Below are 10,014 nucleotides of genomic sequence, written 5' to 3'. Positions count from 1 at the left end.
GTAGTGATCCAAAGCGATTCTGGACGGCCTTCTAGATCTAGGCGCTGTTCGTCCTTGGGACTTCCGTAAGGGCCTCGGTTACTTCCTGCGCACTCAGGACGATTATTCCGACGTGTTTCAACTCAAGCGATTCGCGTCAGTGCATGCGGATTGGAAGCCATACGTGGCTCACATCCTAGGTTTTGACGCTCAGCTAATCTCTGACTTCTACGAGCGAGAGGCGCGGATCGATACCCTTCGCGCGGATGAGAAGACGATTCAGTCCGAACTCGGGGGTTCCATTGAGGATCTTGGTCGAATCGAAGGGCTTTTGCTGCTCAAGCGACAGCAGGCAGAGAAGCAGCAGGTGAAGCTTGACAGTTTTGACTTTCGGGACCAAGACAAGGCAAAGACCAAGGATCTTGTCGACCAAATCGATCAGGAAATCGCCGATCTAAACGCCGAACGATACACGCTTATGTACAACAGGAAGAAGATACTGTCTTCCCTGGATGATGGCGAGATGGCGTTTGACCCGGAGCGTGCCGCGCGTCTCTTCGAGGAAGCTGGCGTGTTGTTCGACGGGCAGATTAAGCGTGACTACGAACAGTTGATCGCCTTCAATGCTGCGATTACTGAAGAGCGTCGTGGCTACCTGCTAGAGGAGAAAGCGGAAGTTGAGTCTCGGCTCAAGGAAGTCGGGACAGAGCTCAATCGACTCGGCAAAAGCAGATCCGAGACTCTGTCTTTCTTGAGCGACACCGACGTTGTGCGCAAGTACAAGGAAGCCTCAGATGAACTAGTCGAGCTACGTTCCGACGTCATCTCCCTGACCCGGCAACGCGAGCACCTCCAGACCCTCCAAAGGCTACGATCCGAGATCCGCGATGCTGTTGAAGAGAAGACGCACTTAGAGTCTGCCTTGGAAAGGGAGTTCGAGGAGAAGAACAGTCCAGGTACCGACAGCGTTTATAGGACTATCCGTCTGCTCTTTGACGAGATAATTGAGGAGGTGCTTGATCAGAATGCACTGCTCACGGTTTCGCTGAATCAGCAGTATCATCCGGAGTTCGAAGCCGAGATTCTTGATGAATCAGGAAATGCCACGAGCGCGCAACGGGGCCACACATATAAGAAGCTTCTGTGCATTGCGTTCGACCTGGCAGTGCTTAGGGCGCACCTCGGTAAAGGCTTCCCCGCATTTGTGTTCCACGATGGGGTGTTCGAGTCGCTGGATAAGCGCAAGAAGTCAAACCTTGTTGATGTGATGCGAGAATACTCAAATCTTGGGATACAGCAAATCGTCACGCTTATGGATACCGACATGCCCCCTGACGTCGACGGCACGCCAGTCTTCTCCGAGGACGAGATTGTGCTTAGGCTTCACGACGAAGGAACTGAAGGTCGGCTCTTCAGACTCCGGTCGTGGTAACGCGAAGCGTCACTAGCTACCTACCCGCCGGGTTCGCGGTTCAAAGCGTCAATTCCGGCCGGAGAATAGAAGTGTCGACTAGGCCTGCTTCTGAGGTTCCGCGTGCTGGTCGAGTTTGAGCCACGAGGTCCTTGGTGTGCGTCCACACCGTCATCCGATGCACTTCGAATCGCCGACAGATCGAAACCACGCTCTCGCCGTTCGCGCGGGCAGTTCGGATAGCGTCCACTTGGCTCTCCGTCAGGGGTGTTCTAGCTCGTCTCTTAGGGTTCGCGACCACCCCTGGTTCGTCGTCAGCGGCAGCTCCCGGCTCTTCGCAGACGCTGACTCTCGCCTGATTCCAAGCGGAACTTAGCCGTTCGAACCGATGCCAGGTGTTCGGTTTGAGTCCACCCGCGTCCACAACCGACGAGGGCCACGGCAGCTGCCGGGGCCCTCGTGATGTCTGCGTGGTCGTCTTCCCTTCCAGGGACTCGCTGGACCCATCGCCCGAAGCGAAAGCACTTCGGTTCGGCCGCGCCTGGCTGGCAGGCTGGAGGTATGGCTATCAAGGACAATGATGCGACCGAGCTGCACGACGAGAACGGCCAGATCGACGACCTGGACCGTGACCTCGACGGCACCGAGGACCCGGAGCACCTCGACGAGATGGCCGACGCCAACCGTCCCTACGGCGAGGTGACCGCCCAGGACCTGGGCACCCAGGACCTGGTGGACGACGGCGCCGATGCCGCCAGCGCCAGCATCAGTGACGACGAGGTCGTCGAGCACCGCGTCGCTGGCGTCGTGCCCGTCGACGAGGAGATCGTCTTCGACGAGCCCCGCAGCAGCGAGTCCCTGGAGGACCGCATCCAGCAGGAGGTCCCGGACCCGGCCACGGACATCGTGCCGCCGGACGCCGGGCGTCGCGCCTGACCCACGGCGCCCCGCGGCACGGGGAAGGGCTCAGGCCTCGCCGGCGCGCCACCACGGGGGAGCGGGGGCCTCGATCGTCGGCAGTGGCGAGTCCACCTGGCCGAAGCGGCCCTCCCGCTCGCGGTCGCGCCAGGCACGATAGGCCTCGTCGATCTCCTGGCGGTTGCGGGCGACGAAGTTCCACCACATCGAGATCGGCTCGGGCATGGGGGTACCGCCGATCAGAACCAGACGGGCCGGCTCGATGGTTTCGATGCGCACCTCGCCGCCCAGCACCACCAGGACGGTCGCCTCCCCGGTCTGGCGGCCGTCGGCGCGCAGGTCGAGCCGGGGCAGTTCGGTGAGGTGCTCGAAGGCGGCGCCACCACGACGGGTTCGTTCGGGCAGCGCCACCCACAGTCGGATGCCCTCCAGGCGTCCGCGATAGTGGCCGGTGGCCTCCTCCGAATGGGTGACGCCATCGCCAGAGGTCATCAGGTTGAGCTGTCCGGGACGCACCACCTGCTCCGAGCCGAGGCTGTCTCGGTGGAGCACCTGGCCGTCGAGCAACCAGGTGACGGTCTGCAGGCCGATGTGCGGGTGCGGGCCAACGTCGATGCTTGCACCCTCGGTGACGTCGGCGGGCCCATGTGGTCGGCGAAGCACCAGTGCCCTACCGTGCGAAGTCCCGACGGGGCAGGGCCCGGCGGATCGCCCCCCTGGCCAGCTGGGTGGAGTGCGCGTCGCTGATCTCCATCTCCACGCGCATCGCCCAGGTCCGTGCGTCATCCGCGGCAGGGATGGGACCGGGTGGGTTAGACTGACCTGCCGAAGTTCGGCAGAGGTCTTTCGAAAGGCAAGTACGTGGTCTCCACCAATGATCTGAAGAATGGCATGGTGCTCGACCTGGACGGCCAGCTCTGGCAGGTCACCTGGTTCCAGCACCACAAGCCCGGCAAGGGCAACACCGTCGTGCGGTCGAAGCTGAAGCACGTCCTGAGCGGCAAGGTCGTCGACAAGACCTTCAATTCCGACACCAAGGTGGACACCGCCACCGTCGACCGTCGTGACATGCAGTACCTGTACAAGGACGGCGACGACTTCGTCTTCATGGACAACACCTCCTACGAGCAGATGACCATCCCGGCTGCCGTCGTCGGTGAGGCGGCGGACTACCTGCTGGAGAACACGGTCGCGACCGTCGCCATCCACGAGGAGAACCCGCTCTACATCGACATGCCCGCCAGCGTCGAGCTCGAGGTCACCTACACCGAGCCCGGCCTGCAGGGTGACCGCTCCACCGGTGGCACCAAGCCCGCCACCCTGGAGACCGGCAAGCAGGTCAACGTCCCGCTGTTCATCACCACCGGCGAGAAGATCAAGGTCGACACCCGCACCGGCGAGTACCTCTCGCGCGTGTCCAACTGATGAGTCCAGTCTCCAGGGACGAGGAGTTGGTCGGGGAGCCCGTGCCCGGGCGCCCCGACCTGCTCAAGATCAGCCGCGAGCCCGTTCCCGTGGTGCCCGACCCGCGCCACAGCAGCCGCACCAAGGCACGCAAACAGGCCCTCGACATCTTGTTCGAGGCCGAGCTGCGTGACCGCGACCTGCTGGTGACACTCGACGAGCACATCGTCGTGGGCAATCCCGCGGTGCGGGAGTTCGCGCGGGAGATCGTGCGTGGCATCGACGAGCACATGGGTGAGGTGGACCAGCGCATCGCCGAGGCCTGCAGCGCCGAGTGGACGATGGAGCGCATGCCCCGCGTCGACCGCAACCTGTGCCGTATCGCCGTGTGGGAGATCGACCACTCCGAGACCGCCGACGAGGCGGTCATCGCCGAGGCAGTCGCCCTGGCCACGGAGTTCTCCACCGACGACTCCGCGAGCTTCGTCAACGGGCTGCTGGCCCAGGTGGTGCGCACCAAGCACTGACGCCTTCCAGCACGCTCCACCAGTGCCCGTCGCGAACCATTCCTGGCGGGCACCGGTGGTCCGGGGCAGCCAGCCCGTCCGCGCACGCTCACGCGGTGGGGGCGGCGGTACTGAGCTGATAGTGTTCCTCCGATCCACTCACCCGCTAGGCCTTGCCCGGCTCGGGCAGGGGAGGATGGCCATGACCTCGTCCCAGTTCGGCTCCCATTCGTCGGTTCCGGCGATCCTGGTTCTTGAGGATGGCCGCAGTTTCCGCGGCACTTCCTTCGGAGCCACCGGTACCACCTTTGGTGAAGCGGTCTTCTCCACGGGGATGAGTGGCTACCAGGAGACGCTCACCGATCCGAGTTACCACCGCCAGGTGGTCGTCGCCACCGCCCCGCACGTGGGCAACACCGGCTGGAATGACGAGGACGACGAGTCCGAGCAGATCTGGGTGGCCGGCTATGTGGCCCGCGACCCCGCCCGGTTGGCCTCCAACTGGCGCAGCAGCCGCAGCCTCGATGAGGAACTGGTGAAGCAGGGCATCGTCGGCATCAGCGAGATCGACACCCGTGCCCTGACCCGCCACCTGCGTGAGCGGGGCGCGATGCGCGTGGCGATCAGCACCGAGGTGCTCGACGCCGAGGCCCTGCGTCAGCAGGTGCTCGACCAGCCCGAGATGAGTGGCGCCGACCTGGTCGGCGACGTCACCACCCGCGAGACCGTCGTGGTGCCCGCCAAGGGCGAGAAGCGCTTCACCGTCGCCGCCCTCGACCTGGGCATCAAGTCGAACACCCCGCGACGGATGGCCGAGCGCGGCATCGAGGTGCACGTGATGCCCGCCACGAGCACCCTGGCCGACATCCAGGCAATCCAGCCCAATGGCGTCTTCTTCTCCAACGGCCCCGGAGACCCGGCCACCGCCGAACACGCCACCGCCCTATTGCGCGAGGTGCTGGCTGCCCGGCTGCCCTACTTCGGCATCTGCTTCGGCAACCAGATCTTCGGCCGTGCACTGGGCTTCGGCACCTACAAGCTCAAGTACGGCCACCGCGGAATCAACCAGCCGGTGATGGATCGCACCACCGGCAAGGTGGAGATCACCGCCCACAACCACGGCTTCGCGGTCGACGCCCCGAAGGACGGCGCCACCAGCACCGACTTCGGCAGTGCCACCGTCAGCCACGTCTGCCTCAACGACGATGTCGTCGAGGGCCTCGAACTGCGCCGCGATGGCGCCGAGGGGCCACTGGTCGCCTTCAGCGTCCAGTACCACCCCGAAGCCGCCGCCGGCCCCCACGACGCCGACTACCTCTTCGACCGCTTCGTGCAGATCATGAGCAGCAACAAGAACCAGGAGAACTGACCACATGCCGAAGCGCACTGACATCTCCTCGATCCTGGTGATCGGGTCCGGTCCCATCGTCATCGGCCAGGCGGCCGAGTTCGACTACTCCGGAACCCAGGCCTGCCGCGTGCTGCGCGAGGAGGGCTACCGGGTGATCCTGGTGAACTCGAACCCGGCCACGATCATGACCGACCCCGAGTTCGCCGATGCCACCTATGTGGAGCCCATCACCCCCGAGTACGTCGAGAAGGTGATCGCCAAGGAGCGCCCCGACGCGATCCTGCCGACCCTGGGCGGGCAGACCGCACTCAACGCCGCCGTCGCGCTGCACGAGAACGGCGTGCTGGACAAGTACGGCGTCGAGATGATCGGCGCCAGCTTCGACGCGATCCAGCGCGGCGAGGACCGCCAGAAGTTCAACGACATCGTCACCTCGCTCGAGGTGAGCGGGGGAGTGGCCGAGGTGGCACGTTCCGAGATCTGCCACACCATGGACGAGGTACTGGCCGCCGCTGACAAGCTCGGATACCCGGTCGTGGTGCGTCCCTCCTTCACCATGGGTGGCGCCGGCTCCGGCTTCGCCCACGACGAGGACGAGCTGCGCCGCATCGCCGGCACCGGGCTCGACCTGAGCCCCACCACGGAGGTGCTCATCGAGGAGTCCATCCTCGGCTGGAAGGAGTACGAGCTGGAGGTGATGCGCGACAAGGCCGACAATGTCGTGATCGTCTGCTCCATCGAGAACTTCGACCCGGTGGGCGTGCACACCGGCGACTCGATCACCGTCGCCCCCGCCATGACGCTGACCGATCGCGAGTACCAGTTCATGCGCGATGTCTCGATCGAGGTCATCCGCAAGGTGGGCGTCGACACGGGCGGCTGCAACATCCAGTTCGCCATCAACCCGACCAATGGCCGCATGGTCGTCATCGAGATGAACCCGCGCGTCTCGCGCTCCTCGGCCCTGGCCTCCAAGGCCACCGGCTTCCCGATCGCCAAGATCGCCGCCAAGGTCGCCGTCGGCTACACCCTCGACGAGATCGACAACGACATCACCGAGCAGACGCCGGCGAGTTTCGAGCCCAGCCTCGACTACGTGGTGGTGAAGGTGCCCCGCTTCGCCTTCGAGAAGTTCCCCAGCGCCGACGACACCCTCACCACCCACATGAAGAGCGTCGGCGAGGCGATGGCCATCGGCCGCAACTTCACCGAAGCGCTGGGCAAGGCGCTGCGCTCGCTGGAGGACTCCAAGGCGCCCTTCCTGCTGACCATGCCCGAGCGCTCCAAGGAGGAGCTGCTGGAGCTGATCGCGCGCCCCCACGACGGCCGCACCGGCGAGGTCTTCCAGGCCCTGATGGCCGGTGCCACCGCCGAGGAGGTCCACCAGATCACCGGCATCGACCCGTGGTTCGTCGACCAGCTCGTGTTGCTGGTCGAGGTCGCCCGCCAGGTGGCCGAGGCCCCCGAGCTGACCGCCGACGTGCTGCGCCTGGCCAAGCGCCACGGCTTCTCCGACGCCCAGATCGCGTCGGCCCGCCACATGGGCACCGACGTGGTGCGCGGCGTGCGCTGGGCGCTGGGCATCCGCCCCGTCTACAAGACCGTCGACACCTGTGCGGCCGAGTTCGCCGCCCGAACGCCCTACCACTACTCGTCCTATGACGAGGAGACCGAGATCGCGCCCCGCACCAAGGAGGCGGTGCTGATCCTCGGCTCCGGCCCGAACCGCATCGGCCAGGGCATCGAGTTCGACTACTCCTGCGTGCACGCCGCCATGGCGCTGAGTGCCGCCGGCTACGAGTCGATCATGGTCAACTGCAATCCCGAGACCGTCTCCACCGACTACGACACCTCCGACCGGCTCTACTTCGAACCGCTCACGCTCGAGGACGTGCTGGAGATCTACCACGCCGAGTGCCAGGCCGGTCCGGTCGTGGGCGTCATCGTGCAGCTGGGCGGGCAGACCCCGCTCAAGCTCGCCCAGCAGCTCAAGGACGCCGGGGTGCCGATCGTCGGCACCAGCCCGGAGGCCATCCACCTGGCCGAGGAGCGCGGCGCCTTCGAGGCAGTGCTGCACGATGCCGGCCTGCGCGCCCCCGCCCACGGCATGGCCGTCAGCTTCGACCAGGCCCGGGTCATCGCCGAGGAGATCGGCTACCCGGTGCTGGTGCGCCCCTCCTATGTGCTGGGCGGGCGCGGCATGGAGACCGTCTATGACGAGACCAGCCTGCAGCGCTACATCGCCAGCTCCACGCTGATCAGCGCCACCAGCCCGGTGCTGGTGGACCGCTTCCTGCTCGATGCGGTGGAGATCGACGTCGACGCCCTCTACGACGGGACCGAGCTCTACCTGGGCGGCGTCATGGAGCACATCGAGGAGGCCGGGGTGCACTCCGGTGACTCCGCCTGCGCCCTGCCGCCGATCACGCTCGGCAGCGAGGTCATCGACCAGATCCGCACCTCCACCGAGGCCATCGCCCGCGGCGTGGGCGTGCGCGGCCTGCTCAACATCCAGTTCGCCTTGGCCGGGGACGTGCTCTACGTCCTGGAGGCCAATCCGCGGGCCAGCCGCACCGTCCCCTTCGTCTCCAAGGCCACCGCCACGGAACTGGCGAAGGCGGCGACCATGATCATGATGGGCTCCACCATCGCGGAACTGCGCGTGCAGGGCGTCCTGCGCAAGACGGTGGACGGCTCCCACACCTGGCCGGGCGTCCCCATGGCCGTCAAGGAGGCCGTGCTGCCCTTCAACCGTTTCCGCACCCCGGACGGCCACAATGTCGACACCATCCTCGGCCCGGAGATGCGCTCCACCGGCGAGGTGATGGGCCTGTCAGGCACCTTCGGCGAGTCCTTCGCCAAGGGACTGGCCGCGGCCGGGCACCACCTGCCCACCTCGGGCTCCTTCTTCGTCTCCATGGCCAACAAGGACAAGCGGCACTCGATCTTCCCGGTCAAGAAGCTGCACGACATGGGCTTCACGATCCTGGCCACCGGCGGCACCGCCACGGTGCTCAACCGCCAGGGGGTCGAGACCACGGTCGTGCGCAAGCTCTCCGAGGGACGCGGCCCCAATGGCGAGCCCACCATCGTGGACCTGATCCGCAGCGGCGAGGTGCACGCGCTGTTCAACACACCCGGCAAGCCCACCGGCACCGAGCGCGCCGACGGCTACGAGATCCGCGCCTCCGCCGTGGTCAACGGCGCCGTGTGCATCACCACGGCCCAGGGCTTCGCAGCCTGCGTCCAGGCCGTCGAGGTGATGCAGCAGCAGCACGAGGGCCGTTCCGAGATCGCCGTGCGCTCGTTGCAGGAATGGGCCGCCGAAGTCGAGGCCGCCCTGGAGGCAGGCAAGTGACCGGCTCCGAGGCCCTGACCCGGGGCCTGCTCGCTGGTTACCAGCACCTGGTGCGCCCCGCGCTCTTCCGCGCCCGCGGCGGGGACGCCGAGAAGATCCACGAGGACATGATCCAGGCCCTCGGACTGGTCGGCCACGTGCCGCAGCCAGTCCTCGGCCTGGGCACGGCTGCCATGGCCCGTCGCTCCAGCACCCTGGTGGCCGGGATCGACTTCCCCGGACGGGTCGGCGTCGCGGCTGGCCTGGACAAGAACGGCGTCGCCGCCCGTGCCTGGGCCGGCCTCGGCTTCGGCTTCGCCGAGTTGGGCACCGTCACCGCCTTCGGTCAGCCGGGCAACCCCAAGCCGCGCGTCTTCCGCGCCCGCGAGTCCCGCGGGATCGTCAACCGGATGGGCTTCAACAACGAGGGCGCCACGGCCTTGGCCGAGCGCCTGGACGGATGGGGCGTGCGCCGCGGCAACCGGGCCCTGGGCATCCCGCTCGGCATCAGCTTGGGAAAGACCAAGGTGACCCCGCTGGAGGATGCGGTCGAGGACTACCTCACCAGCCTGCGCCTGCTCGCGGACAAGGCCGACTACGTCGCGATCAACATCTCCAGCCCCAACACCCCGGGCCTTCGCAGCCTGCAGGACGGCGAGGCACTGCGCGAACTGGTCACCGCACTGGTCGCCGAGACCCGCGAGCTCGACCCGTCCGACCAGGTGCCGGTCTTCGTCAAGGTGGCACCCGACCTCACCACTGAGGCCCTCGACGAGGTGCTCGCCACCTGCGTGGAGGCCGGGGTGCGCGGCATGATCGCCACCAACACCACCCTGGCGCGCGACGGACTGGTGGGTCAGGACCGCAGCCTGGCCACCGAGGCCGGGGGGCTGTCGGGAGCCCCGCTGACCGTGCGCTCCCGAGAGATGGTGCGCCACATCGCCGAGACCACCGACCTGCCGGTGATGGGGGTTGGCGGCATCATGACGCCCGCCGACGCGCAGGCCATGTTCGACGCCGGCGCCAGCCTGGTGCAGCTCTACACCGGGTTCATCTACCACGGCCCCGCCCTGGTGCGCGGCATCAACCGGCTCGGCTGAGCCCCGGA

Annotated in this window: 8 protein-coding genes; 7 read left to right on the top strand and 1 reads right to left on the bottom strand. The window is 66.3% G+C overall.

Annotated elements, in window-relative coordinates:
- The first annotated feature begins 163 nt into the window (after positions 1-163).
- Together ACHFFZ_RS01125 and ACHFFZ_RS01120 are read left to right on the top strand one after the other, a co-directional pair.
- Positions 164-1,411, top strand: coding sequence for a DUF2326 domain-containing protein (locus tag ACHFFZ_RS01125; RefSeq protein WP_394274825.1), 1,248 nt, complete (start codon positions 164-166; stop codon positions 1,409-1,411).
- 540 nt (positions 1,412-1,951) lie between these two features.
- Positions 1,952-2,326 carry a hypothetical protein gene (locus ACHFFZ_RS01120; protein WP_394274824.1) on the top strand — a complete coding sequence of 125 codons (375 nt, stop codon included), beginning with the start codon at positions 1,952-1,954 and terminating at the stop codon, positions 2,324-2,326.
- A gap of 30 nt (positions 2,327-2,356) precedes the next feature.
- Here ACHFFZ_RS01120 and ACHFFZ_RS01115 read toward each other — a convergent pair whose 3' ends face one another.
- On the bottom strand, positions 2,357-2,971 hold the full coding sequence (locus ACHFFZ_RS01115) for a pirin family protein (RefSeq protein WP_394274823.1): 615 nt from the start codon (positions 2,969-2,971) through the stop codon (positions 2,357-2,359).
- A gap of 198 nt (positions 2,972-3,169) precedes the next feature.
- On the opposite strand from ACHFFZ_RS01115, the gene efp reads away from it, so the two are divergent.
- From efp to ACHFFZ_RS01090, 5 genes are all read left to right on the top strand, one after another.
- Positions 3,170-3,733, top strand: a complete 564-nt coding sequence (efp, locus tag ACHFFZ_RS01110; protein ID WP_394274822.1) for an elongation factor P — start codon at positions 3,170-3,172, stop codon at positions 3,731-3,733.
- A complete protein-coding gene (gene nusB / locus ACHFFZ_RS01105; protein ID WP_394274821.1) occupies positions 3,733-4,239 on the top strand; it encodes a transcription antitermination factor NusB in 507 nt (168 codons plus the stop codon). Before efp ends, nusB begins: the two co-directional genes overlap by 1 nt.
- A gap of 181 nt (positions 4,240-4,420) precedes the next feature.
- The gene (gene carA / locus ACHFFZ_RS01100) at positions 4,421-5,587 is read left to right on the top strand and encodes a glutamine-hydrolyzing carbamoyl-phosphate synthase small subunit (RefSeq protein ID WP_394274820.1); all 1,167 of its coding nucleotides are present in this window, start codon (positions 4,421-4,423) and stop codon (positions 5,585-5,587) included.
- Positions 5,588-5,591: 4 nt separating this feature from the next.
- The gene (gene carB, locus ACHFFZ_RS01095) at positions 5,592-8,927 is read left to right on the top strand and encodes a carbamoyl-phosphate synthase large subunit (protein WP_394274819.1); all 3,336 of its coding nucleotides are present in this window, start codon (positions 5,592-5,594) and stop codon (positions 8,925-8,927) included.
- Entirely contained in the window at positions 8,924-10,006 is a 1,083-nt protein-coding gene (locus ACHFFZ_RS01090; RefSeq protein WP_394274818.1) for a quinone-dependent dihydroorotate dehydrogenase, read from the top strand. The genes carB and ACHFFZ_RS01090 overlap by 4 nt, the downstream gene beginning before the upstream one ends.
- Positions 10,007-10,014: the final 8 nt, after the last annotated feature.

It is taken from the genome of Luteococcus sp., assembly GCF_043424415.1.
GTDB lineage: Bacteria > Actinomycetota > Actinomycetes > Propionibacteriales > Propionibacteriaceae > Luteococcus.
The sequence above is the reverse complement of the archived record's forward strand: the minus strand, read 5'-3'. Positions and strand labels throughout refer to the sequence as shown.

Bases quoted from the DNA above. Each gene is read 5' to 3' on its own strand.
- ACHFFZ_RS01120 (WP_394274824.1), top strand. From the start codon at position 1,952: ATGGCTATCAAGGACAATGATGCGACCGAGCTGCACGACGAGAACGGC.
- nusB (WP_394274821.1), top strand. From the start codon at position 3,733: ATGAGTCCAGTCTCCAGGGACGAGGAGTTGGTCGGGGAGCCCGTGCCC.
- carA (WP_394274820.1), top strand. From the start codon at position 4,421: ATGACCTCGTCCCAGTTCGGCTCCCATTCGTCGGTTCCGGCGATCCTG.
- carB (WP_394274819.1), top strand. From the start codon at position 5,592: ATGCCGAAGCGCACTGACATCTCCTCGATCCTGGTGATCGGGTCCGGT.